23 protein-coding genes and 1 pseudogene are annotated in these 23,275 nt (G+C 70.1%); 13 read left to right on the top strand and 11 right to left on the bottom strand.

What is annotated here, in order from left to right:
* Positions 1–354: 354 nt before the first annotated feature.
* Positions 355–801, bottom strand: a complete 447-nt coding sequence (locus AB0E05_RS18265) for an ATP-binding protein (protein ID WP_361964500.1) — start codon at positions 799–801, stop codon at positions 355–357.
* Positions 802–940: 139 nt separating this feature from the next.
* Positions 941–1,294, bottom strand: a complete 354-nt coding sequence (locus AB0E05_RS18260) for an STAS domain-containing protein (protein ID WP_361542645.1) — start codon at positions 1,292–1,294, stop codon at positions 941–943.
* 82 nt (positions 1,295–1,376) lie between these two features.
* Between AB0E05_RS18260 and AB0E05_RS18255 the strand changes: the two genes are divergently transcribed.
* Positions 1,377–3,836 (top strand): DEAD/DEAH box helicase, encoded by a 2,460-nt coding sequence (locus tag AB0E05_RS18255; protein WP_361964497.1) that lies wholly within the window; start codon positions 1,377–1,379, stop codon positions 3,834–3,836.
* Between the two features lie 63 nt (positions 3,837–3,899).
* Here AB0E05_RS18255 and AB0E05_RS18250 read toward each other — a convergent pair.
* From AB0E05_RS18250 to AB0E05_RS18240, 3 genes and pseudogenes are all read right to left on the bottom strand, one after another.
* Positions 3,900–4,250: pseudogene (locus AB0E05_RS18250) on the bottom strand (Rv3654c family TadE-like protein); the annotation flags it as partial.
* Entirely contained in the window at positions 4,247–4,615 is a 369-nt protein-coding gene (locus tag AB0E05_RS18245) for a TadE family type IV pilus minor pilin (RefSeq protein WP_361964495.1), read from the bottom strand. The gene AB0E05_RS18245 and the pseudogene AB0E05_RS18250, both read right to left, overlap by 4 nt.
* On the bottom strand, positions 4,602–4,715 hold the full coding sequence (locus tag AB0E05_RS18240; RefSeq protein WP_361964716.1) for a DUF4244 domain-containing protein: 114 nt from the start codon (positions 4,713–4,715) through the stop codon (positions 4,602–4,604). Before AB0E05_RS18240 ends, AB0E05_RS18245 begins: the two co-directional genes overlap by 14 nt.
* Before the next feature lie 206 nt (positions 4,716–4,921).
* On the opposite strand from AB0E05_RS18240, the gene AB0E05_RS18235 reads away from it, so the two are divergent.
* Together AB0E05_RS18235 and AB0E05_RS18230 are read left to right on the top strand one after the other, a co-directional pair.
* Entirely contained in the window at positions 4,922–5,485 is a 564-nt protein-coding gene (locus tag AB0E05_RS18235) for a hypothetical protein (RefSeq protein WP_361964493.1), read from the top strand.
* Positions 5,482–5,739 (top strand): hypothetical protein, encoded by a 258-nt coding sequence (locus AB0E05_RS18230; RefSeq protein ID WP_361964491.1) that lies wholly within the window; start codon positions 5,482–5,484, stop codon positions 5,737–5,739. Before AB0E05_RS18235 ends, AB0E05_RS18230 begins: the two co-directional genes overlap by 4 nt.
* Before the next feature lie 334 nt (positions 5,740–6,073).
* On the opposite strand, the gene AB0E05_RS18225 is transcribed toward AB0E05_RS18230, so the two are convergent.
* Entirely contained in the window at positions 6,074–6,376 is a 303-nt protein-coding gene (locus tag AB0E05_RS18225) for a helix-turn-helix transcriptional regulator (protein ID WP_361964489.1), read from the bottom strand.
* Positions 6,377–6,406: 30 nt separating this feature from the next.
* Here AB0E05_RS18225 and AB0E05_RS18220 point away from each other — a divergent pair, with 30 nt between their 5' ends.
* From AB0E05_RS18220 to AB0E05_RS18210, 3 genes are all read left to right on the top strand, one after another.
* Positions 6,407–7,537: a site-specific DNA-methyltransferase gene (locus AB0E05_RS18220; protein ID WP_361964487.1), complete on the top strand. Its 1,131-nt coding sequence runs from the start codon at positions 6,407–6,409 to the stop codon at positions 7,535–7,537.
* A gap of 121 nt (positions 7,538–7,658) precedes the next feature.
* Entirely contained in the window at positions 7,659–8,783 is a 1,125-nt protein-coding gene (locus tag AB0E05_RS18215; RefSeq protein ID WP_361964485.1) for a hypothetical protein, read from the top strand.
* 45 nt (positions 8,784–8,828) lie between these two features.
* Positions 8,829–11,036, top strand: coding sequence for an ATP-binding protein (locus tag AB0E05_RS18210; protein WP_361964483.1), 2,208 nt, complete (start codon positions 8,829–8,831; stop codon positions 11,034–11,036).
* Between the two features lie 148 nt (positions 11,037–11,184).
* Here the strand turns inward: AB0E05_RS18210 and AB0E05_RS18205 are convergent, their stop codons facing one another.
* Entirely contained in the window at positions 11,185–12,510 is a 1,326-nt protein-coding gene (locus AB0E05_RS18205) for a tetratricopeptide repeat protein (protein ID WP_361964480.1), read from the bottom strand.
* A 215-nt stretch (positions 12,511–12,725) separates the two neighbouring features.
* Between AB0E05_RS18205 and AB0E05_RS18200 the strand changes: the two genes are divergently transcribed.
* The 7 genes from AB0E05_RS18200 (at position 12,726) to AB0E05_RS18170 (ending at position 18,769) form a co-directional block, all read left to right on the top strand.
* On the top strand, positions 12,726–12,932 hold the full coding sequence (locus tag AB0E05_RS18200; RefSeq protein ID WP_361964478.1) for a hypothetical protein: 207 nt from the start codon (positions 12,726–12,728) through the stop codon (positions 12,930–12,932).
* Between the two features lie 39 nt (positions 12,933–12,971).
* Positions 12,972–14,126, top strand: a complete 1,155-nt coding sequence (locus tag AB0E05_RS18195) for a phosphotransferase (RefSeq protein WP_361964476.1) — start codon at positions 12,972–12,974, stop codon at positions 14,124–14,126.
* Positions 14,123–15,049, top strand: a complete 927-nt coding sequence (locus AB0E05_RS18190; protein WP_361964474.1) for a lactate dehydrogenase — start codon at positions 14,123–14,125, stop codon at positions 15,047–15,049. Before AB0E05_RS18195 ends, AB0E05_RS18190 begins: the two co-directional genes overlap by 4 nt.
* On the top strand, positions 15,046–16,188 hold the full coding sequence (locus tag AB0E05_RS18185; protein ID WP_361964473.1) for a hypothetical protein: 1,143 nt from the start codon (positions 15,046–15,048) through the stop codon (positions 16,186–16,188). The genes AB0E05_RS18190 and AB0E05_RS18185 overlap by 4 nt, the downstream gene beginning before the upstream one ends.
* Positions 16,189–16,383: 195 nt before the next feature.
* Positions 16,384–17,229, top strand: a complete 846-nt coding sequence (locus tag AB0E05_RS18180; RefSeq protein ID WP_361964470.1) for a hypothetical protein — start codon at positions 16,384–16,386, stop codon at positions 17,227–17,229.
* On the top strand, positions 17,229–18,197 hold the full coding sequence (locus tag AB0E05_RS18175) for a hypothetical protein (protein WP_361964468.1): 969 nt from the start codon (positions 17,229–17,231) through the stop codon (positions 18,195–18,197). The genes AB0E05_RS18180 and AB0E05_RS18175 overlap by 1 nt, the downstream gene beginning before the upstream one ends.
* A complete protein-coding gene (locus AB0E05_RS18170) occupies positions 18,194–18,769 on the top strand; it encodes a hypothetical protein (RefSeq protein ID WP_361964466.1) in 576 nt (191 codons plus the stop codon). Before AB0E05_RS18175 ends, AB0E05_RS18170 begins: the two co-directional genes overlap by 4 nt.
* Before the next feature lie 42 nt (positions 18,770–18,811).
* Here AB0E05_RS18170 and AB0E05_RS18165 read toward each other — a convergent pair whose 3' ends face one another.
* The 4 genes from AB0E05_RS18165 to AB0E05_RS18150 all read right to left on the bottom strand — a co-directional run bounded on the left by AB0E05_RS18165 (position 18,812) and on the right by AB0E05_RS18150 (position 23,245).
* Positions 18,812–19,390: a DUF6262 family protein gene (locus AB0E05_RS18165; RefSeq protein ID WP_361964464.1), complete on the bottom strand. Its 579-nt coding sequence runs from the start codon at positions 19,388–19,390 to the stop codon at positions 18,812–18,814.
* Positions 19,387–21,900, bottom strand: coding sequence for a tyrosine-type recombinase/integrase (locus AB0E05_RS18160; protein ID WP_361964462.1), 2,514 nt, complete (start codon positions 21,898–21,900; stop codon positions 19,387–19,389). Before AB0E05_RS18160 ends, AB0E05_RS18165 begins: the two co-directional genes overlap by 4 nt.
* Positions 21,897–22,985, bottom strand: coding sequence for a tyrosine-type recombinase/integrase (locus AB0E05_RS18155; RefSeq protein WP_361964460.1), 1,089 nt, complete (start codon positions 22,983–22,985; stop codon positions 21,897–21,899). Before AB0E05_RS18155 ends, AB0E05_RS18160 begins: the two co-directional genes overlap by 4 nt.
* Positions 22,986–23,122: 137 nt before the next feature.
* On the bottom strand, positions 23,123–23,245 hold the full coding sequence (locus tag AB0E05_RS18150) for a DUF4244 domain-containing protein (protein ID WP_361964458.1): 123 nt from the start codon (positions 23,243–23,245) through the stop codon (positions 23,123–23,125).
* Positions 23,246–23,275: the final 30 nt, after the last annotated feature.

Genomic DNA, 23,275 nt, shown 5'->3' with positions numbered 1-23,275 from the left:
CGACGCGATCGCGCCATCCGCCGCCCGGCTCCGGGCGCGCGCCGCGACTTCGGTACGCCCGGAAAGACTCGGAGCCTGCAGGCACGGCTGCTGGCCGCACGGCGCTTGGCCGCACGACAGCCGGGGCACAGGGGTTCAGGGCATGACTGTTCGAGGCGCGGCGGTCTAAGGCGCTGCGCCCTCAAGGTCGCGGTCCGTGACGGCACAGGGCCCTCAGAACCGCGGAGGCCGACGTCACAGAGCGCACAGAGCCGGCCCGGGGCCGGGCCCGAGTTCTGAGCCGCCGGGCTGCGGCTTGGAAGCCCGGAGGTCGGAGCTGGGGCCCGGCTCGGGGCCTGGCTCGGTGCTCGAAGATCAGGGTCCGACGGACACGGGGGTCGTCGGCCAGCTCATCCTGATCACGCCGCCCTCTTCCGTGGAGGAGACCTCCACGTCGTCGACGAGGCCGCTGATGACCGCGAGGCCCATGTCGTCCTCGCCGTCGGTCTCGTCGTCCACGCCGCCGTACGGGCCCGCGGCGCCGCCTTGGGCACCGTCACCGCCCGGACCGCCGGAGACCTCGTCCCCCACCTCGATGGAGAACGTCTTGTCCTCCTCGGTGAGCACGACCTTGATCGGCGACGTGATGCCGTGGCTGCGGTGCAGTCCGACGGCGCGACTGCACGCCTCGCCGACCGCGAGCCGGACCTCGTCCAGCACTGCCTCGTCGACCCCGGCCCGGCGCGCCACCGCAGCCGCCACCAATCTGGCGGTCCTGACGTGCTCGGGTTGGGCACTGAAGCGAAGCTCGACGGTGGTCATGAGATCCCCCTCGGACGTACGGGCGGGCCTATCGGGGGCACCCGGACTGGCTGCCCGGCTCCCCCGATTTCCGGTGGTGCCGGCGGCCCCGTGTGCCACCGGCGGTCTTCCAGTGTTCGCGAACAGCCGCGGACCGACCTCAGTCAGCGGCCGCGACCGCCTCGTCGACCGTGGTGTGGATCGGGAACACCTTCGTCAGGCCCGTGATCCGGAAGATCTTCAGAATGCGCTCCTGGTTACAGACCAGGCGCAGCGAGCCCTCGTGCGCGCGCACGCGCTTGAGGCCACCCACCAGCACGCCCAGCCCGGTGGAGTCGAGGAAGTCCACGCCTTCCATGTCGACGACCAGGTGATAACTGCCGTCGTTCACCAGCTCGACCAACTGCTCGCGCAGCTTGGGCGCGGTATACACATCAATCTCGCCACCGACCTCGACGACCGTACGGTCGCCGGCGGGACCGGACACAACGCGAGTCGACAGGGACAGGTCCACGGATCCTCCAGCACCTTGCTATCGAGCGTCCGCCCCCTCTTCAGGTCTCCCCGGCGGAGCCGGGGGACGGTCGCCAGCCGCGATGGCATTCAATCACTTACCTGCAGCCATGCACGACGCCTTGGGACCATTGTCCGTCACGCCAGTGACACACTCGGTGCCGATGGCCAAGAATCTCCGTCCCAGACGACCACCCGAGAGCGGGCAGACCCGCCCCTCCCCCGGTGAGGTCCTCGACCGGCTCGCCGCGAGGGCGAACCGAGCCGCGCGCATCACTCATACGGAGCACTTGCCCCCCAGAGCCGGCCGCCATGCCGTCTGGCCGGACCGCATCCGTCCGGAAGTGATCGACGCCATCCAGCGGGCCGGGATCGACCACCCGTGGACGCACCAGGCGACCGCCGCCGAGCACGCCCTGGACGGGGACTCGGTCGTCATCGCCACCGGCACCGCCTCCGGCAAGTCGCTGGCGTATCTCGCGCCAGTGCTCTCCACCGTCCTCGACGGCTCCGAGGCCCCCAACGGGCGCGGCGCCACGGCCCTCTACCTGGCCCCCACCAAGGCCCTCGCCGCCGACCAGTGCCGCGCCGTGAAGGAACTCGCGGCCCCGCTGGGCCACCGGGTCCGGCCCGCCGTCTACGACGGCGACACCCCCGTCGAGGAACGCGAGTGGGTCCGCCAGTACGCCACCTACGTGCTGACCAATCCGGACATGCTCCACCGGGGCATCCTGCCGTCCCACCCGCGCTGGTCCTCCTTCCTGCGCTCCCTGCGGTACGTCGTCATCGACGAATGCCACACCTACCGGGGCGTCTTCGGATCGCACGTCGCCCAAGTGCTGCGCCGGCTGCGCCGGATATGCGCGCGCTACGGGGCCGATCCCGTCTTCCTGCTGGCCTCCGCCACCGCGGCCACCCCCGCCGTCGCGGCCGAAAGGCTCACCGGGGTGCCCGTGCGCGAGGTCTCCGACGACGCCTCGCCGCGCGGCGAACTCGTCTTCGCCCTGTGGGAGCCGCCGCTGACCGAACTCCACGGCGAGAAGGGCGCCCCGGTGCGCCGCACCGCCACCGCCGAGACGGCGGACCTGCTGACCGACCTGACCGTGCAGGGCGTCCGCACGGTCGCCTTCGTGCGCTCCCGGCGGGGCGCCGAGCTGATCTCCGTGATCAGCAAGGAGCACCTGGCGGAGGTCGACCGCTCGCTGCCGCGCCGGGTCGCCGCCTACCGGGGCGGCTATCTGCCCGAGGAGCGCCGGGCCCTGGAGCACGCCCTGCACTCCGGCGAACTCCTCGGCCTCGCCGCCACGACCGCGCTGGAACTCGGGGTGGACGTCTCCGGGCTCGACGCCGTCCTCATCGCCGGATACCCCGGCACCCGGGCCTCGCTGTGGCAGCAGGCGGGCCGCGCCGGCCGCTCGGGCGAGGGCGCCTTGGCCGTCCTGATCGCCCGCGACGACCCCCTGGACACCTTCCTCGTCCACCATCCCGAGGCGCTCTTCCAGCAGCCGGTGGAGTCCACCGTGCTGGACCCGGACAACCCGTACGTCCTCGCCCCGCACCTGTGCGCCGCCGCCGCGGAACTGCCCCTCACCGAGGACGACCTGGCGCTCTTCGGCCCGGCCACCGCCGAACTGATGCCCCAACTCGAAGCGGCGAGGCTGCTGCGGCGTCGCGCCACGGGCTGGCACTGGACGCGGCGCGAGCGCGCCGCCGACCTCACGGACATCCGCGGCGGGGGCGGGCAGCCGGTCCAGATCGTGGAGGAGGGCACCGGCCGGCTCCTGGGCACCGTCGACGAGTCGGCCGCGCACGCGTCCGTCCACGAGGGCGCGGTCCACCTCCACCAGGGGCGTACGTACCTGGTGCGCCGGCTGGACCTGGAGGACGCGGTGGCCCTGGTGGAGGAGGCCGTCCCGCCGTATTCCACGACGGCCCGCGACACCACCTCGATCTCCGTGCTCGACACCGACGTCGAAGTCCCCTGGGGCGACGGGCGCCTGTGCTACGGCTCGGTCGAGGTCACCAACCAGGTCGTCTCCTTCCTGCGCCGCAAGCTCATCACGGGCGAGGTCCTGGGCGAGACGAAGCTGGACCTGCCGCCGCGCACCCTGCGCACCCGGGCCGTGTGGTGGACCGTCACGGACGACCAGGTGGACGCCGCGCGCATCGGCCCCGAGCAACTCGGCGGCGCCCTCCACGCGGCCGAGCACGCGTCCATCGGCATGCTGCCGCTGTTCGCGACGTGCGACCGCTGGGACATCGGCGGCGTGTCGGTGCCGCTCCACCCCGACACCCTGCTCCCGACGGTCTTCGTCTACGACGGCCACCCGGGCGGCGCGGGCTTCGCGGAGCGCGCCTTCCACACGGCCCGTGCCTGGCTCGGTGCGACGCTCGAAGCGATCACCGCGTGCGAGTGCGAATCGGGCTGTCCGTCCTGCATCCAGTCGCCCAAGTGCGGCAACGGCAACGAGCCCCTCCACAAGCGCGGCGCGATCCGGCTGCTCACCCAACTCCTGCGCGCCGCCCCCGACGACACGCCCTGACGGAACGCGGCCCGGCAACCCCACGACCTCCGGCGCACCCCACGGAACCGCGGGCCCCGCCCGCGCCCGGGCAGTCGGCGCGTAGGGCCCGACACGGGTGCGCGCGGTGACCTCGGCGAACTCCCCCACCAGGGCGCACCGCACCACGTCCGCGCCTTGGGCGTCCGCGACCGCCCGCGCCCCGGCGCAGGCCGCCTCCCGTCCTTCGAGCGCACGGTCCGCCGCCGCGAGGGCAGCCAGATCCGCGGCGCCACCCGCCCGGTGACGGGCGCTCACCACCTGTCCCAGGGCGAAGACGGCGCCGAACAGCACGCCGACCACCGTCGCCGCCAGGGCCACCCACACGGTCGCCGACCCGCGGTCCCGCCCCGAGCACCCGCCCCGACCCAGGTCCTGTGGCGCATGCCGCGTCATGGCACTTCTCCGTCCTCCGTGAGGGCTGCCGCGCCGGCGCGCAGGGTGAGCCCGAGACCTCCGGGGCCTGGCGCCTCGGCCTCCACCCGTACGCGCCAGAAGTCCCCGGAGCGGGTCACCGTGACGCGGGACTTCGCCGGGGCGGTGGCCCGCGCCAGGTCGAGCACGGTGGCCCGGGGCTCGGACCTGGCGGCGGCCCGGGCCCCCACGTAGGCGGCGTCCACGCATCTGATGTGCGTCGCCACGGCCATCAGGCCCCACATCAGGGCCGCGGTGAGGGCGACCAGCGCCGGGATGGCGACCGCCGCCTCCGCGGTGACCGCGCCCCGGTCCCGCGCCGCGCGCCGCGGGTCAGAACGACCCATCGAGGGCCCTGCCGATCATCGACTTCAGGGCGTTCGCCGCCCACCCGCTGGTGACGACTTCGTAGAGGAGGGCGGCGAAGCCACAGGCCGCGGTTCTTATCTAGGGCTGTCAAGTCTTCCCGCAGGTAATCGAACTGAATGCCTTTCTGGCATGTGAGGCAAGTTCGTTTGCTGGAGCGGGTCCTCAGATCCGTGATGCCGGGTCACTCGTTCGTGTTGAGGCGACCTGCCGGGCCGTTTCGGGCCCCGGGCCGGGGCCTACGGTGGGGGGCTCCGATGACTTGTGGAGGAAGGCGAGGTCCGGGCATGGGGCCGGTGTGGAGCATCCCGCTGGAACACGGGCGGGTGGAGGTGCCGTCGAGCATAGAGGGCGTCCGTGCGGGACTGGAGCCGGAGAAGGCGGCGGAGTTCGACGCCGCGGTGGCCCGGACCTCGGCGAAGCATCTCGTGTACGCAGTGCTCGACTGGGCCCTGCCGCCTGTGGCGGGAGCCGTGGACGGGCCGGTGGTCCGTCGTCTGAGGGCCGGGGACTTCGCCGGGGTGGTGGACGGGGACGGGAAGCCGGTCGCCCCGTCGCATCCGCCGCTGGACGAGGCGGCGGGCGAGAGCGCGCCCACGGTGTACTCGGCGGGCTTCCCGGTGGGGTCGAAGACGTTCCCGGCCACGATCGAGGACATCCGGGCCGCGCTGGAAGAGGACCGGCGGGCGGAGTTCGAGGCGGAGATCGCCCGGACCCCGGGCCACGAGCTGGTCTACGCCCTGCTGCGCTGGGCGACCCCGCCGGAGGACCTGCTGGCGGAAGACGCGCTGATCGCGGAGCTGAAGGCGGAAGAGGCCCGCCTGGCCGCCCGTGGGGAGGTGGGGCGATGAGCCAGTACCGCATCCAGTACGCGGGCGAGGCCGAAAAGGTCTACCGGGGGATGAACCCGCAGTTCAAAGCCCAGTTCGACCGGGCCATGGAACGGACCCTGGCGAAGGACCCGTACGGTCACGGCTCGACCCCGGCGAGCCCGGGGCAGGAGCCGACGAGGAGGCTGGCCACGGTCGCGGGCGCGATCGTCCGCTACTACATCAGCGGCCCGCCGCTCCTGGTCGTCACGGCAGTCCAGATCGTCCATATCTGACAACCTTCGCGTTCCTGATGCCTGTGGGCCTGCCCGTGTACGGGCAGGCCCACAGGCATCAGGGCTGTTGGGCGAGGAGGTCGGCTACCCGTTCGGCGAGGTGCCGGGCGTCGGGGTAGCGGGCGAGGCGGGTGTGCATGTCGAGGGCGGAGTCGCGGACGCGAGCGGAGCGGACACTGCTGGCAACGCCCAGGAACTAGGTCCAGGCGGCGAGGGAGCCGTCTAGACCACTCTGGCGGAGGTGGACCGATTCGCGGCACCCGCGGGCGTTGCCCAGTTTCGGTTCGGTCGGGGCCATGGGCAGCGAGCCTGCTGCTGCAGCAGCAAAGGCAGCTCAACCGGAGCCGTCAACATCGGGAGCGCCGGATGCAGATAGATCGCTACAGGGGGGATGGCGAACGAAGGAATACAGCTCATCGAGCGACAAGCCCAACTCGGTAGCCAGAGCAGCGACGGTAAAGAACTCCGGCGTGGATGTACGGCCCTTCTCGATGCTGCGGACGGTCTCGACGGAGATACCCGCACTGCGGGCAACAGCCTCGGCCGAGCGCCCAGATGTGCGGCGGGCTTGCGTCAGGCGGGAGGCAAGCACCTGCCCGCGGTGCTGGGCGGCAGGATCGAGCCTCCTTCGTGGCATGGGTGTAACTATACCTGTATGGTTACACCCATGACGGTGACGGTGGCGGCCCCTTCCCCCAGCTGGCCTGAAGATGTGCTGCGATTGAATGCCGTTTGTCCGTACTACACGATGTTTCCGCTGGACTTTCCGCTCCAGCAGCTCGCCGCCCGCCCGGAGGCCACCCGGGTGTTGGACCCGTTCTGTGGGCGAGGTACCACGCTGTACGCCGCCCGCCTGGCGGGGTTGCCATCTGTAGGTATCGATATAAATCCGGTGGCTGCCGCTATCGCCGAGGCGAAGCTAATTCAGGTCACGCCCGCCGCAGTGGTTCGGCTGGCCCGGCAGATCCTCAATGGCGGGATGCGCGGCCAGGTGCCCGAGGGCGAGTTCTGGCAGTGGTGTTTCGAGCGCGAGACGCTATGCGAGCTTGTGACGCTACGCGAAGCCCTATTGGGGATGAGTACGCCAACGGCGGCAATGCTGCGGGCGGTCATGCTGGGCATCCTGCATGGCCCGCGCAATAAAAACCTCCCGTCGTACCTGTCGAACCAGATGCCGCGTACGTACGCGTCTAAGCCCGCCTATGCGGTGAAGTTCTGGACCAAGCGCGAAATGGAGCCGGTGCGCATCCCGGCTCTGGAGGTTATCGAGCGTCGGGCGAAGCGCTTGCTGGACGCGGCTCCGATCGCTCGTGGCGGGAAGGTCTATCTGGGCGACTCCGTCGAGACCCTCAACGGCCTGCGACAGAAGTTCGATCTAGTGGTCACCTCGCCCCCGTACTACGGCATGCGTACCTACGTGGCGGACCAATGGCTGCGGTCGTGGTTCCTCGGCGGCCCTCCGGAGGTTCCCTACGGTACGCATGGACAGATCGCCCGCCAGCCGAATCAGGAGGCGTTCATCCAGGCCCTGGCCGAGGTGTGGGCCGCTTCCGCTCGCAGGTGCCGCAAGGGTGCCCGACTCGCGATCCGCTTCGGGGCGCTGCCTTCGGCCCGTACCGACCCGGAGCAGATGCTGCTGGCCTCCGTGAGGGAGGCGAAGGCCGGGTGGCTCGTCAAGGAGGTCCGCAAGGCCGGCACCCCGCCCAAGCGCACCCGACAAGCTGAGCAGTTCGGCAAGGCTGGCTCCGCCATTGAGGAGATCGATCTTGTCGCCGATCTCGTCGGGCTTGCCCGCTGATCGGTAGCCCGGTTACCTACCCCAACTCGTAACGTGTTGTCAGTGCCTCGTGCCATGCTGTGGAGGGCCAGACGAGTGAACCACTCGCCTGCGACAGCACGAGCGTGGCGTGGGGAGAATCATGTTCGACGCGGACCAGATCAAGCAGCTCAAGCAATTGATCGGCGACCAGGTCGAAGCTGGACGCGCGGAGCTGGACAAGCTGGTCGAACAGTCTCGCGCCATCCGCTCCGAGGTCCGGGTGATCAAGCCCCGGGCAGCTACGTCGGTCGCGCTCATGGCCTCCGACGGCGGCAACAACAAGGTCGCCTTTAACCCCTTCTACCTCCAGGTCGTCCGGGTCGTCGACTCCAGCGGCAAGGAGCTGTGCATGGAGGTCGTCTCCCCGATCGCCGACATCGACGCCCTCAGCCGACGCCAGTTCCACGAAGACGGAAGCCCGAGCACCGCCCTCGGCAGGATGATGCACGGCCTTGGCGTCGAACGTCTCCAGGACTTGTCGCCGATGATGTCCGGCAAGTCGCCCAGCTGGGTACAGGTCTTCCGGGATCTGTGCGAGTGGGCCACCTTGTACGACCTGATCTGCCACCGCGACTACGCGGTCGACACCCTGATCGTCCGCGACGGCCTGCTGCGCAGCAAGATCTTCCACGGTGAGCTGTTCGTGAAGATGGGCGAGCTGATGTACGAGGCCATCGAGCGGATCCGGCGCATCGACCGCCGCAAGGTGTGGCTGGTGGGACTGGCGAAGAAGACGCAGGTCCTGGAGTACTACCGGCTGGCGATCTCACTGTCCGGAGTGTTCGACAACGGCGCCGCCTGCTTCGCCAAGGTTCCTTCGGAGATGCTGGACGAGGTGTACTTGTGGGACGAGTACACAAGGGGCATTGACGACGAATCCAAGGGCGAGAAGCCGAAGTTCAACATCGGCTCGATGTACTTCGTCCGCTTCGGCCCATACTCCGGCGACCCCATCTGGACCGTGGACGTCATGGCCCGCCAGGACAAGGAAGCCCAGGCGATCTTCGGCTACCTACAGGCCGACGCGGTGGCCGGCTTCCCGATCCCGCTCTATCCGAACTGCATCCAGCAGGCCGACAGCTTCTCCCGCGTCGCCGATCTGGACATGGACATCATCGAAGACCAGCTCGTCGACGCCGTCCGCAACCAGGTCGGCGAAGACAAGGCCCCAGTCATCGACGCCCTGCGGCTGGCCTCCGACGTGGCAGCGCGCCGCTACGAGTAACACCTCTTTCTGTCCACCCCGCGCACTGTGGAGCAAGAACCCGTCATGAGCCTGTTCGAGCGCGACAAAGTCGTCGGCACCTTCCGCGGCTTCTCCGAAAGCGGCATGGAGTTCCACGCCGATCTCGTCCTGCCGCACCACGACGACTTCCAGACCATGGCCATGCACGGCCAGTTCGTCCTTGTCCAGCTCGAACACGAGCGTGAGGCCATCCTCGGGCGAATCACCACCATCTCCTCCCAGGGGCGTCTGGTCTCCCCCATTGGTGAGGACTACGCCACCCGCGCCGTGCGCGACCAGCGCCCCATCCCCGACGAGCTGCGCGAGCGCTACCTGAAGTACAAGGTCGACATCCGCATCCTGGGCGTTCTCCGCATGGAGGGCGACAAGCACATCTTCGTACCCAGCCACCGACGCCTCCCGCATGTCGGAGCCCAGGTCGCCCTCCTGGGTGACGACCTGCTCGCCGAGGTCGTCAACGCCAAGGACACCGACGACGGCTCGGTACCCATCGGCTACCTCGCCTTCGGTGAATTCGTCTATGCCGGCAACGACAAGCGCGTGGGCGACACCTCCTGGATGCAGATCCAGCATCCTGCGATCATGCCGACCTTCCAGATCGACAAGCTCGTCGCCCGCCGCAGCTTTGTCTTCGCCCGGGCCGGCTTCGGCAAGTCGAACCTCGTCAAGCTGCTCTTCTCCGCTCTGTACGAAAACCAGCCCACCGTTCCACGCCGCTCTGGTGAAGCCCCTGTCGGCACTGTCATCTTCGACCCGGACGGCGAGTACTTCTGGCCCGACTTCAAGGGCCGCCCCGCCCTGTGCGATGTGCCGCACTTGCGGGACAAGCTGGTGGTCTTCACCAACCGCAAGGGCCCTAGCGACTTCTACCAGTCGTTCGTCGTCAACGGCGTCAAGCTCAACATCAAGGAACTGCAGGCATCACGTGTGCTCGGTATCGCACTGCCGCCTGAGAAGCAGGACCAGCAGAACGTCGTCAAGCTCAAGTCCCTCGACGGACCCCGGTGGAGCCGGCTCGTCGACCTGATCTACCGCGACAAGTACGGCGCGGACCGCGACAAGGTCCGGGAGATCCTTCATCTCGACCCCGGCCAGGAGGCTGAGACAAACGCCGCCATCGGCAACATGGCCCGTGTCGTCAACGCGCTCCACGACCCGGACAGCCAGCTCCTGAGCGCTCTGAAGGACTGCCTGTCCCAGGGCAAGCTCTGTGTGGTGGACATCTCCCAGATGCGCGGCTCTCAGGGACTTCAGCTCGCTGGCGTGATCCTTGGCGACATCTTCGAGCACAACCAGAACCAGTTCACCGAGGCCGACCCCAAGTCCATCCCCACCATTGCCGTTATCGAGGAGGCTCAGTCAGTCCTCGGTGGCTCCAGTCAGAGCGAGGACGGCCCCTTCGTCTCCTGGGTGAAGGAAGGCCGTAAGTACGACCTCGGTGCCCTCCTCATCACGCAACAGCCGGGGAGTCTTCCGCAGGAACTCCTCAGCCAGGGCGACAACTTCTTCGTCTTCCACCTGCTTTCGCAGGGAGACCTGATGTCCCTGAAGAAGGCCAATGCCCATTTCTCCGAGGACCTGCTAGCCACTCTTCTCAACGAGCCACTTGTCGGCAACGGCATCTACTGGTCCAGCGCACCCGGCACCGACCGCCATTCGCGCCCTTACCCCGTCTCTGTACGTGTCCTCAGTTTCGAGGACTCTTACGCGATGGCCGACCCCGACTATTCGCTCTCAGCTCCTGACAGCTTCGCCGCCCAGTCCCGGACCGCCGTTGAAGAACGGCGGTCCGAAGCGCGGGCCGCATCCGCCAGTCTCGCCGCCACCCACCCCCAGGGCGCTACAAACGAGGTGGCAGGGGAAGATCTGGCGGTGGACGATAGCGCGATCGCGATCGTCCACCTGCGGGACAACAAAAGCGAGTTTCACAAGATGATCGACACTCCCCGTGGCATCAAATGGGGCCGGGTTGCGTACTTTTTGGCTGAGAAGGCGCCAGCGTACGCCCAGCGCGACGGTTCGGCCTTCGCTTGGGGAAACAGCCTGGTCAAGCAGGCCGTTGACCAGCTGTACCCGGGCCAGTGGACCTCGATTGCCCGCGAGGATGGTGGCAAGTCTCCCAAGTTCATCATGTTGAAGAAGCACGTTCCGGAGGCTGAGCCCGAAGTAAACGAGAGGGAGAGCGACAATCTGTTCAACACTGCGGAGAGCAGTGACGATCCTCCCTTCTAAGTTGTGGTCGCCAACAGGGGCGACATGAACGCCAGTAGCCGCAGTGCCCCTTCGACCAGGGCCGAGAGCGATGCCCTGCATGCACCGCAGCCCCAGTGGAAAAGCACATCCTGCTGGTACTCCGAAGTTTCTTGGTGATCAAGATTCTTCAGGGTTTCCCAGCCAGGTAGGCGGCTGCTCGGTCAGTGAGGTTACGGGCGTCGGTGTCGTTGGGGTACCGAGCGAGGCGGGCGCTCAGGTCCTGGGCGGAGTCGCGGACACGGGCAGACTGGACTCCTTCGGCCGCGTCCAGGAACCGGGTCCAGACGGTGAGGGCTCCGTTGAGGTCGCCTTGGCGGAGGTGGAGAGCGCCGAGCTGGCCGAGGACGTTGGCGCGGCTGCGGCGGCTGTCGAGGCCGTGGACGGCGAGGGACTGGTGGAGCTGGGTCTGGGCACCGGTCAGATCGCCCATCTGGGCAAGGATCATGCCGGAGACGTGGGACCAGCGCCCGATGGTGAAGTGGGACGCCCAGGAGGTGCCCGAGGGGGCACCGGGGTTGTGCTCGATATGGGTCTGGGATGAGGCCAGGGTGCGGGTGGCGAGCCGGTGGTCGCCGTCGAGGGCGGCGGCTTCGGCGAGGGTGACCTCGTAGTAGGCCCGCGCCCGCAGGTCGCTGATCCCCATGGACCGGGCGACGCACCCCTCCGCCAAAGCGAGGGCCCGTCCGCGGTAGCGGGGCCCGGCTTCCATAGCCTGAGCGGTCAGCCCCCGCAGGGCGGTCGAGGCGAGTTCCGCATCTCCGGCCTCGTCGGCGAGTCGGTAGGCGTGGACGTAGTAGTCGCGGGCGGCAGTTTCGTCGTCCTCGTCCTGACTCATCCAGCCGATGAGATGGGCGAGTCGGGAGGTGGCCGCGAAAAGGGCGCGGCCGGTGGCTTCGGTGTAGCGGCCGTTCAGCCAGGGACCGACGTTGTGGATGAGGTAAGAGACCGCGAGATGGCGGACGTAGCCGCCACCGTACTCGGCGGAGTTGGCGCCCAGAACCTGGGCCATCTGCCAGACGGCCGCCACCTCCCCGTGGCCGACCTTGACACCGCCGTTTGCGGAGCGGACCCGGCGAGTGACGGCTTCGGTATCGGGGACACCGAGGAAGGCGAGCGCTCCGCCGCCCGAGGTAGTCAGAAAGCCGCGACGGTTCACGTTTCCGCTCCTCCCGAGGGCCAGGACCGACTCCACGGTATCGACGTGTCCGGCCCCGGGGTCGGAGGAACCGGTCTTCTGATCGAGTCCTAAGACGCGGCTGACGTGGGGCATCCAGTGAGGTCCGGGTCTGCGGTCGCCGCTGAGGAGCTTGCGCGCGTACTGCCGGCTCATCCCGCCGGGGCCGTGGCCTGCGGCGATACCGAGTTCCCGGGCCAGCTTGGTGGGACCCCAGCCGCGTTCGGCGCACGCGGCGGCGATGGCGTGATGGTCGATACGGCTCTGGTCGTGGTCCATGACCGTTGGGCCTTCCGGCTGGGTTACACGGAGCTACGCGGGGTTACATCGTGGGTCCTCTTCCGGGGCTGTGCCAGGTAGTTGGCTGTTTTTCACGCCGACCGGTGGCCCCGCGGAACACGACCCCGCGGGGACCGGTCGGCAGCCACGGCAGCCCCGAACCCATCCGGCGGAAGGCTGCCTCCTGACTCCTGGTCATGAAGCCGGAGGCCGATATGAGCACGAAACCGGAAGGACAACGCCGCGGCCGGGCACGGCACCGGCGCGAGAAGGGCGAGGGGATCGGACGGCCGATCGCGTTCCTCGCCGCGGTCAGCCTGGCCGCACCCGCGTGGATTCTGCGGGGCGAGGCCGCCGACCTGCTCGGAGCGGGGGTGACGGCGCCGATATCGGCGCCCGACGCCGGGAGTGATCCCGGCTGACCCACCCCCCGTCCCGTCTCGCTGAAGGGAGCCCCGCTCGTGGACTCATCCCTGCCGACCCCCGCCGAGGTCCTGGCACACGCCAGCGGCTGGATCGAGCACACCGCCGCCGGGCTGTGGCCCGGCTCGCCCGTCCGACCCGGCCCGCACGTCCCGTCCGTGACCGCGTACGTCCGAAGGATCGAGGTGGACGGCCGCCCGCTGTTCGCCAAGGTCTCCGTGCTCGGCGTCTCCCTCGTCTCCGTCCTGCGGGGCGCCTGCGGCGACTGGCCGCAGGTCAAGGCCCGCCAGGCCGCCTACACCGCCACCCCGGGCGGGTTGCTGGAGCGGGAGACGATCCAGTACGGCATCCTGCACACTGCCGGGCTCAAAGCGCCCAGGATCGCGGGTTACGCGGACGGGGTGCTGTTCACCGAGCCGGTCACCGGGCCGACGCTGGCCGACCTGATCGTCAAGCGCCCTGAGCGGACGGCCGACCTCCTGGCCGCGGTGACCGGGGAACTTGAGGTGCTCGGGGAGCCGGACGCGCGGGCGCTGGCCACCGCGGCGGCGATCCCGGAGCGGTCGGTCGCCGCGACGTTCGGCCGGAAGTTCAACGGCCTTTCGGCCTCCTCCTATCTGGCCCTGTGCGGGCCTCTCGCCCCGGTGCTGGAGCGGGTGGTCGCCCGGCTGGGGCGGATGCGGCCGAACGCCGCCCACTCGGCCCGGCGGGTGATCTTCGGGGACCTCAAGCCCGAGCACGCCCTCTTCCCCGACGAGGCTGGTGGCCGTCCGGTGTTCCTCGACCCGGGCCTGTCGCTGGGGCACCCGGCCACCGACATGGCCAAGCTGGTCTCCCGGCTCGTCCTCCACCTGATCGCCCAGCCGCCGGACGGGGCCGGGGTGCGGCGGGTGGCGGACGGGATCGACGCCTACGCCGAGACCGTGATCCGGCGGCTCGGCCCGGACGGCCGGAAGGTGTGGTTGCGGCAGATCGTGACCCTGTGGCTGATGGACACCGTCAACATCCTCACCACCTACCTCACCTCCCCGGAAGGGCTTCCTCTGCCCGACCACGCCCGAACGGTCACGGAGCGGGCCGGGGCGGTCGCCGTGCTGCTGGAGGAGACCTCCGCCGCCCTGGCCTCCCAGGAGGACGGCCGGGTGGTGTGGCAGATGGCCCTGGGGAACGTGGTCAGGGCGGCGTCCCGGTGACCGCCCGCGTCCCCTCCGTGGGGATCATCGGCGCCGGGGCCGTCGGCCACACGGTCGGCACTCTGCTCACGGCAGCCGGCTGGTGCGAACGGCTGCTGGTCACCTCCGGCACCGAGGAGTCCGCCCGCGCGCTCGTCACCGATCTCGAGGACATGGCCCAGGTCATCTCCTCACCCGCCCGCCCCCAGGCCGCTGATCTGCCCGACCTGCGCGGCTGCGACGCCGTGGTGGTCTGTCCCCGGGCCTCCTTCACCAACGGCGCGGTCCGCGACGTGCGGATGGCCGGGCTGGCGGCGAACGCACCCGTGATCGCCGGGATCGGCCGCGCCTTCGCCGGATACACCGGCACGGTGATCGTCGTCACCAACCCCGTCGACGTGATGACCTGGCTGTTCGCCAGCGTCTCCGGCGCCGGGCGGGTCTACGGCGTCGGCTCCGCGACCGACAGCGCCCGCTACCGCCTCACCCTCGCCCGCCTCCTCACCGTGCCCGTCGAATCGGTGGAGGGCCGGGTGGTCGGCGAGCACGGGGACGCCGCCGTCGTCTGCGCGGCGGCCACCCGCGTCGGCGGGCTCCCCGCCGCGATCCCGCTGCGGACCGTCCACGAAGAACTCGCCGCCCGCCCGCGCCGGATCAACCAGGGCCTGGGCCGGGCCCGCTCCGGACCGGCCGGGGGCGTCCTCGTCGCCCTGACCGCCGCCCTCGGCCTGGTAGACGCCGTCACCGAGCTGTCCGTCGTCAACCCCGGCCGCACCGCCTGCCGCGGAATGCCGTTGCGGTTCACCGCCGGGGTGCCCACCGTGGTCGATCCCGGCCTCGACCCGATCGAACAACGCCTCCTCGCCGACGCGGACCGCAAGATCCGCGCCGCCCACACCACCATCCGCCATCACACCGAACCCGAAGAGGACTCCGCTTCATGACCGAACAGCCTCCGTACACCACCCGCATCACCGCCGCCGGGCACACGGTGACCGTCACCAGCCGCCTGTCCGCGGTCACCGGCTGGTCCACCCGCTACTTCGGCCCCTGGTGGAACGCCACCGCAGACACCGGCCCCGCCCGCCAGGGCGAGCCGGCCGTGGCCGCGGATGTCGCCCCGGCCGAGCTGGCCCAGCTCACCGAGGTCGTCCTCGACCAGCCGCACGAGAAGATCCCGTACGCCGGATCGACGCTGGCCCACCGGCGCGAGGTGGACGGCACGGTGACCGCCGCCCAGCCGGGACAGAGCCTCGCCTTCCGCTACGAGCCCGCCGCCGGACGACTGCGGGCTGTCGGGGACGGGGACACCCCGGTGGCCACCGCCGCCGCCCGCCTCGCCCGCGAACTCCTGCGCGGCAGGCTCCTGGCCGACGGATGGCAGATCCTCCACGCCTCCGCCGCCGTCAAGGACGGCGACACGGTCCTCACCCTCGGCGGGAAGGGCGCCGGGAAGACCACCACCGGCCTGCTGCTGGCCCGCGCGGGCTGGTCCCTGCTGGCCAACGACCGCGTCTTCATCCGCCCCGACACCGAGGACGGCACTCTGCGGGTGCTGCCCTGGCCCGCGGCTGCCGCCATCGGCCTCGGGCTGCTGGACGCCCTCGGCCTCTACGACGGCGTCCGCAACCGGACCCTGGCCGGCCAGCAGCTCCACCCCACCCAGCACCAGCGCGTCACCGACGCCCTCGCCGAGGACTCCCGCACCCCGCTGTTCAACGACAAGGGCAAGGAACTCAAGCCCCAGTTCTTCCCCGACCAGCTCGAAACCTGGCTCGGGATGCCCCTGGCCACCGAAGGGCGGGCCGCCCGCGTCCTCTTCCCCCGTATCAGCCCCGGTGCCGCACCGGCCGCGGTCGACGACGGCCGGGAGCTGACCGCCGACGACTTCTTCACCGAGGGCACCGAGGACCGCTACCCGGATGTCTTCGGCCTCCTCCCCGCCCCGGGCGACGGCGGCAAGGCCCAGCGCGACGACCTCACCCACCGCCTGTCCGCCCTGCCCCGGCACGGCATCACCCTCGGCCACGACACCACCGCCAACACCGCCTTCCTCGCCGGAATCGCCGGCCCGAAGGCATAGCGGCCCGGGACGCCCGGCGCCCGCAGACCAGGCCCCATGGAAGATCACCCGAACGAGTGATCTTCTATGGGGGCTTCCGCGCAAGGCCCCTGATCAGCGCCGACCGCCCCCAACTGCCGTGATGTTGAGTCAAGTTGACGGACCGATCATCTGATTACACTCCGCGATCATCGAGTTGGCCTTGATGAGGTGGGGATGAGCTTCCAAACGCAGGACGTGAGCGAGGGCCGTCGGCTGATGGGCGACGGCCGCAGGAACCGGCTGGCCCTCGGCGACAAGCTGCTGGCTGTCGCGCCTCCCGGGCAGGAGGGGGTGCTGGACCTGTTCTGCGACGAGATCAGCCTCAGCCCGCAGACCGCCCGCGAGTACCGTCACACGGCCCGTATGTGCACTCCGGGCGTCCGGGACCTGGTGGACCACAGCAGTGTCCACGTCAGCTACAGCGTGCTCCGCGAGGGCGCCCGGCTCGGCGCCGCGGGCAAGCCCCACGACGAGGAGTGGTTCCAGCTCCGGTCCCTCCTGGAGGAGGCCGAGGCGGCCGGGCGGGGGCGTCTCACGGTGGCCCACTACCGGCGGGTGCTGGGCACCACGCCGCCGCTCAAGGAACTGCTGGGGTCCTCCGGGGACGGGGACGCCTCGGTGTCCGAGTACCTCAACGCCCTCAAGCAGAACGCCCCGGAGCGGGAGAAGATCATCCAGGCCCTGGTGGCCGAGGACGCCCAGCTCAGGGACGCGGTGCAGAAGGCCATCAACGAGAACCGCCGCCGCGACGGGGACGGAAGCGGGAAGGGGCCGGACCGCCCGCGGACGGACAAGGCCACCGCCTTCGTCCGGGACATCATCCGCCTGCGGGACCAGGCCAACGGCTTCATGCACCGCTATCCCCGGCCGCCCAAGTTCGCCGCCGACCAGCAGGAAGCCGCGGAGGAAGCGGCCGGGACCCTGGAGATTCTGGCGACCTTCACCCGGGTCTCGCTCGGCCTCACGGACCCGCCGGGCGTCGAGGACCGTGCCGGCCTGCGGGAAACGGTGGCCGTCTGATGACCGCGGGCCGGACGGCGGACAGCGAGGAGTGGCTGGCCGCCGACATCGAGGAGTTCGCGGTCCACGACCGCAAGGGCGGCTGGGCACGGGCCCTCCTCATCGCCCGCCGCGTCGAGCCCCACGAAGGCAGCGGAGTCGGCTTCGAACAGGAGTCCACGAAGCGTTTCGACCGAAACACTTTCCGCCGCATCAGCGCCCGCGAGTTCGCCCGCCGGTCGAACAGCAGCGCCAAGCGGATCATGGCCTTCTACCAGGCGTGGGAGCGGGCGGCTGCCGACGGCATCGTGGACTCCGCGGCCGACCTGGCGCCGGGCGGACACGTCGAGCTGCCGGACGAGGACGAGGTGCCGTTCTTCGGGGAGAAGGGCTACTACCGCAGCTACGAGGCCCGCATGGGTCCCGGCGAACGGCGGCAGGCCATCGAGGCGGAGGCCGAGCGGGCGGGGGTGAGCCCGAACGGGCCGGTCTACGTGGCCCAGCACCCGTCCGCGGTCAAGACGGCCGTGGTGGTCGACGCCACCACCCGCACGGCCGCCCAGGAGGGCATCGACGAGTTCAACCGCCGCCAGGAGGAGGCGGACCACGCCGACCGGTACGCGGCCCGCCGGGCCGGGCAGGAACGCGAACACGACCACGACGACGCCCCCGGGGCCGGTGCGGGGGACGAGCGGGCGGAGATCGAGGAAGCGGTCCGCAGCACGTCCCGCCGCCGGTCCGAGAGCGATGTGGCCATGCAGGTCTTCACCGAGCTGACCGCGGTCCGCCTGGGGACGCTCAAGGCCCTGTCCCTGCTCCAGCAGCACTCCGTCAACTTCTCCGCCGACCGGAGTTCGGCGCTGGTCGGCCTGTGCGAGGCGTCGGAGGCGGCCATCGCGTTCATCCGCGATCTGGCGACGGCCGGGTCCACGGCCCTCAACGACGACGCACTGCGGGCCTTCCTGGACGAGAGCGAGAAACTGGGATGAGTGTGAAGAACGACCCCAGGAGTCCGAGCCAGCTGGAGCAGGACACTGCCGAGGTGCTGCTGTGGCTGAAGCACAACGCGGGCCGCGAAGTCTCCTACCAGGACATCTCGGACGGCGTCGGCATCCCCCGGGGCGGCCGTCTCCAGAAGGCCGTGCGCCAGGCCCGGGTCGCCGCCGACCACCTGGGGCACCGGCTGGAGCGGTTCCTCCCCTCCCAGGACCCCCGCCGCCGGGGGACGAGCGTCACCCGGTTCAGCCTCAAGGGCCAGGGCGACGAGTTCGGGGCCCGCGACGCCATGTACTCCTCCCGGGTCGCCATCTCCGCCATGGACGACATGCGGCGCTCGTGCTCCTACGAGGCCCAGAACGTCAACGGCATCGCCCCGCAGGCATACCAGGAGATGGCCTCGGCCGTGGACGGATGCATCCAGACCGTGAGCGGAGTGGGCCAGCTCGGACAGGAGGTCACCCGTCTCCAGGGCGCGAACAACGACCTGTCCCGGCGGATCGCCGAACTGGAGGCCCAGCTCGCCGAGGCGTCCGCCCCCGAGGGTCCGTACACCGTGATCTGAACCGGGCCGCCGGGACCGCCGCGTTCGGCGGTCCCGGCGACCTCACGGGTTCCCGGGGCGGTTGATCTGCCGGAGCATCCGCTTGCCCGCTTCCCGGGCCGCGGCCAGGTCCTCCTCGGTCTCCGCCAGTTTCGCCCGCAGGGCGTCCCGCTCGCCGCGGGCCTCGTCCCGCTCCGCGGCGAGGCGTTCGGAGGCCGCCAGAAGCTCGCTGACCCGCTGGTTGAGCTCCTTGGTCCCGGACTGGTCGAGCTGGGCCCCCAGGCCGCGCTGGACGGCCGCCTTGAGGCGGTCCCGCTCCTGGCGCAGGGCCTTGTTCTCCTCGCGGGCCAGCGCCAGGTCGGTGGCCAGACTCGCCGCCGACGCCGTCTTCCCGGACTGCCGGGTGCGGCGCTCGGCGGCGCTCTGGCCCTTCATCGCCTTCTCGATGTGCTCGCGGACGCCCTCGGAGTAGACGAGCCAGTTCGACACCCCGGCGGCGCGGGCCACGGCGAGGAAGGTGATCTTCTCGCCCTTGGCCTTCAGGTCGTCCACGGCCGCCAGGACCCTGGCGCGTTTGGCCTGGCTGTCGCGCTGCCTCGCCTCCCGCAGCACGTCGCCGGGGCTCCGTCTGGCCTCGCTCACGCCGTGGCCCCGCCCCGGGGCGCCGGGAAGGAGGGCATGGGCAGCGCGACCGTCCGCCCGCCCGCGCCGGCCCGCACCTTGCGCAGGACCTTGGCGGCCTCCTCGACCTCGTAGCGCTCGTCCTCGTCCATGTCCTCGATCTGTTCCCGCATCGTGGTGGCCACTCCCTTGAAGGCCGCGATCTGGTCGTCCAGATTACGGACCACGAACGGGTCCGCGTCCATCATGACGGCCGTCTCCTTGTCCGCCTTCAGCGACAGGACATGATCATCGATGGCGGGCAGATAGGACGGATCGGGCCGGTAGGAGGGGCAGGCGGCACACTGGAAGCGGATCGGGCACGCCTTGCCGCCCGCCTTGACGTTGGACGGCTCGGTGCAGTTCCCGAACGGCACCGCCACCGAACGCGCCTGATAGGTCGTGGCCGACGCCATCGGCGTACGCTTGCCCTTGCGGTCCATCGAGTAGAGGCGCATCACGTTGACCGCCTCCCGTTTCCGCTTCTCGGTCACCCGGTAGTAGACCTGAGTCGTGGCCTCCGACCGGTGGTCCATCAAAACCCGCAGCACAGGGGGGAGGATGCCGGCGTCCGCGCGGCGCTGGCAGTAGGAGTGCCGGAAGGCGTACGGGAAGATCAGTGACCGGTCGAACGGCAGCCTCTCGCCGTCCGGCCCGAACTCCTCCGCCAGCAGCACCGGGATGCCGTCGGCCCACGTCCGGATGATGTTCCAGACCTGGTCGGAGACCATGTGGCGGGCGGCGCCGTTCTCCCCGGCCGGGGGAAACAGGTACGGCTCACTGCCGGTGGGCAGGTCGATCGTCTCCCGCACCTTCAGCCAGGCGTGGACCGTGCCCACCACGTCGGAGTCGACCGGCAGATGACGCCGATTGCGGCGGGCCTTGCGGTTGTCCCAGATCAGGAACCAGTCCCCGCCCTTGTTCTTCAGGCAGTCGAGCTTCAGCTCGGCGATCTCGTACGGGCGCCGCCCGGTGTCCCGCAGCAGCTCGTACACGGCCACCGCCATGGCCTTGATCTGTTCGACGGTCATCCGGCCGTGGGTGATGCCGTCGCCGAGGAGGTCGGTGTGCTCGTTGAGCTGTTCGACCACCGACTCCGGGATGGCCTTGCCCGCGTCTTCGTCGTCGGGCACATCCCGCTTGATCGTGTGGGTGCTGTGCCGGGCGAAGCTGGCCGACATCCCGTCCAGATGGCCGGCGGCCCGCCCGTAGTCGAGGACCTTGAAGAAGGACGACAGCAGGCCGCTGCGGTGGGTGGACGACATGGGCTCGCCGTCGAGCTTGGGCAGATGGCGGAACGTTTCCACTACGGCGTTCATGTCGGCGAAGGTCAGCGCGGCCGGGTCCATGCCGCCCCCGGGCCGCATGTCCAGCGCCCGCCCGGCAGCCGAGCACGCCCGGTTGCCCCGGTTCACCTCGGACGTCGTCGGCTTCATTTCGGTGATCCAGCTCACCATGAGCTGCCGAAGCCACGGCTGGCGGATCTCGCTGACATCCAGCGCGATGGGCCGGTGCGTCGGCTTCCCGTGAGTGCCCCGCACGCCGAGTTCGGACAGGTCCAGGACCAGCCGGTCGGCGGGGTCCATGCCCTTGAACCGGTCGAACGCGGCCGTCACGACGCGGCGGGTCTCCCGGATCAGGGAGTCCACGTTCGACTGGGACGGCCGCGGAAGCCGCCCGGCGCCGTCCGCGGTGAAGGTCTCCACCTCCTCGCCCAGATGGGCGACCGCCTGCCGGACCGCGACCGGATCGATTTTCTGCCCCCGGGCGTCCCGCTGCTGGAGCGCGTAGAGGACTTCCGCCCGCGCCACCGGGTGCAGGGGCGCGAGGGAGAACTGGTGGATGTTGAGGAACGGCGCCTGGCTCTCGGCCCACTGCGGCGGAACCGTATCCGGTGTCCCGGGATGTGCCTCCAGGTGGTGCTTCCACCGCTTCGTGTGCACCGAGCACAGCCCTCTCGGCGCCCGCGCGTCGTACCGGCAGGCCGGCACCAGACACGCCGGAGCCGGGCTGTAGGGCTCCTGGCGTGCGATCCACTCCTCCAGGCTGGACTCCTGCGAGCGGTCCATGGCCTCGCGCCACAGCGAGGAATGCGCGTTGCACAGCCCCCACAGGGTCGTCTCCCGCGGGCACTCGCCCACCCGGCACCGGGTGCGTTCCCCGTCGATGACCCGGTTGCGGTCCGGCACGTAGAGGGCCCGGAACTCCTTCGCGGGCAGATCGCTGACCCGCCACGCCTTCTCGCAGGTCGCGCACAGGCCCCGGGCCCGGCACAGCCCCTCACAGGCAGCCGTCTGGCACCGGTAGACCACCGTCCCCCGGTGTTCCACGTCCCCCGTGAACAGACGCGTTCCGCCGTCCCACTCCCCGGGCCGCCAGGCGGGATCGATGCGCTCGGCCAGCCATCCGGCCCACTCCTCCCGCACCGCGGGCGCCATCTGGGCGCCGGTGCCCTCCGCGTGCAGCGGGACGATGTTCCCCCTCGCCGTCACGGACGGTCCGCCTTCTTCAGAGCCGCCATCTTCTCCACGGCGTCGCGCAGTTCCTGGTCTGTGGCGTGGGTGTACCGGTCCATGGAGTGGGGCGACTGATGGCCCGCCATGTTCTGCACCACGTCCCGGTCCGTACCCTCACGAATCCAGCGTGTGATCGCGGAGTGCCGGAGCATGTGCGGCCGGGCGTGGAAGCCCGCCCGCCTGGCGAGCCGGGTGAACAGCTCGTACGTGCTCGGGTACTTCATCGCCTCGCCCAGCGGGGCCCGGAAGAGGTTCACGAAGACCATGTCGCAGTCCGCCGCCGCCTCGACCGCGTCCCGCTCGTACTGGTAGTCCGCGTACAGGGCCACCGTGTCGGCCGCGACCGGTATCCACCGGGGGAAAGGCGACTTGGCGTACGCGCCGTTGGTGTTCCGGCGGCGCCGCACATGCACATGCGGCCCCGCGACCTTGCAGCCGAGCGAGGAGGAGTCGGGCAGGAAGTGCATGTCCTCCCGCCGCAGCCCCAGAGCCTCCCCGATCCGCATCCCGGTCACCGCCAGGAGCGCGATCAGGAACCGGTCACGGGCATGGGCCGTGAGATCGAGCAGGTGCCCGATCTCCTCGTCCGACAGCCACTCGTAGCCCGGCACCGCGACGCGGTACTTGATCGTCCTGGCCTGCACCGTCAGGTGCTGGCCCTCCTCGCCCGCGTCGAACCCGGGCGGCGTGAACCGGAGGAACTTCGGCTGGACGAGCTGGCTCACGATCGTCGGCGGCACCCAGCCCTGGAGTGAACACCAGGCCAGGAACTCGCCGATGGTGCCCATGATCGCGTTGGCCGTGCCCTCGCTCCGGTACCTCGGCTCGCCCCCCGGCCGACGGCGGCGCGACGGCAACGGCTCATCGACCAGCCACCGCATCATCGCCAGCAACTGGGAGAACGACGGGCAGGACCAGTCGATGCCTTTCTCCGCGCAGTACGACAGATACAGGGCAATCCGTCCCGAATAGGTCCGCTCGGTGTTGTACGAGCGCCCCGCACCCCGGAGGCCCGCCAGATAGGCGCACCCCTCGACATGGAGTTCGAAGGACTCGTTCACCACGACCCAGTAGGCCGTCCCATCGGCGGAGATTGCCCGCTCTGCCCGGAAGCTCCGGTCCAGCACAGTAGACGTGACCAACGTGCCTAACACCCCTTGGATATCGTTAAGGCAAGTTGGAATCTACTGTACTTGCCTCACGTAACAGAAGGTCTTGAGGCACCCAAGATAACGACGGTCCCCATGGCGTACTCGGACGTCGTCATGCCACTGTCGCCGCGCATGCGCGGGAACAGCCGACGACGGACTGCGTTGATCATGTCGAACTCCTGACGTGAGCTGGGTCGGTT

The sequence above is a fragment of the Streptomyces sp. NPDC048057 genome, assembly GCF_040653095.1.
GTDB lineage: Bacteria > Actinomycetota > Actinomycetes > Streptomycetales > Streptomycetaceae > Streptomyces.
The sequence above is the reverse complement of the archived record's forward strand: the minus strand, read 5'-3'. Positions and strand labels throughout refer to the sequence as shown.

Coding starts and splice junctions, on each gene's coding strand:
- AB0E05_RS18255 (WP_361964497.1), top strand. CDS start 1,377: ATGGCATTCAATCACTTACCTGCAGCCATGCACGACGCCTTGGGACCA.
- AB0E05_RS18265 (WP_361964500.1), bottom strand. CDS start 801: ATGACCACCGTCGAGCTTCGCTTCAGTGCCCAACCCGAGCACGTCAGG.
- AB0E05_RS18245 (WP_361964495.1), bottom strand. CDS start 4,615: ATGGGTCGTTCTGACCCGCGGCGCGCGGCGCGGGACCGGGGCGCGGTC.
- AB0E05_RS18180 (WP_361964470.1), top strand. CDS start 16,384: ATGAGCTTCCAAACGCAGGACGTGAGCGAGGGCCGTCGGCTGATGGGC.
- AB0E05_RS18185 (WP_361964473.1), top strand. CDS start 15,046: ATGACCGAACAGCCTCCGTACACCACCCGCATCACCGCCGCCGGGCAC.
- AB0E05_RS18210 (WP_361964483.1), top strand. CDS start 8,829: ATGAGCCTGTTCGAGCGCGACAAAGTCGTCGGCACCTTCCGCGGCTTC.
- AB0E05_RS18170 (WP_361964466.1), top strand. CDS start 18,194: ATGAGTGTGAAGAACGACCCCAGGAGTCCGAGCCAGCTGGAGCAGGAC.
- AB0E05_RS18215 (WP_361964485.1), top strand. CDS start 7,659: ATGTTCGACGCGGACCAGATCAAGCAGCTCAAGCAATTGATCGGCGAC.
- AB0E05_RS18235 (WP_361964493.1), top strand. CDS start 4,922: ATGGGGCCGGTGTGGAGCATCCCGCTGGAACACGGGCGGGTGGAGGTG.
- AB0E05_RS18150 (WP_361964458.1), bottom strand. CDS start 23,245: ATGATCAACGCAGTCCGTCGTCGGCTGTTCCCGCGCATGCGCGGCGAC.
- AB0E05_RS18230 (WP_361964491.1), top strand. CDS start 5,482: ATGAGCCAGTACCGCATCCAGTACGCGGGCGAGGCCGAAAAGGTCTAC.
- AB0E05_RS18220 (WP_361964487.1), top strand. CDS start 6,407: ATGACGGTGACGGTGGCGGCCCCTTCCCCCAGCTGGCCTGAAGATGTG.
- AB0E05_RS18225 (WP_361964489.1), bottom strand. CDS start 6,376: ATGCCACGAAGGAGGCTCGATCCTGCCGCCCAGCACCGCGGGCAGGTG.
- AB0E05_RS18200 (WP_361964478.1), top strand. CDS start 12,726: ATGAGCACGAAACCGGAAGGACAACGCCGCGGCCGGGCACGGCACCGG.
- AB0E05_RS18205 (WP_361964480.1), bottom strand. CDS start 12,510: ATGGACCACGACCAGAGCCGTATCGACCATCACGCCATCGCCGCCGCG.
- AB0E05_RS18175 (WP_361964468.1), top strand. CDS start 17,229: ATGACCGCGGGCCGGACGGCGGACAGCGAGGAGTGGCTGGCCGCCGAC.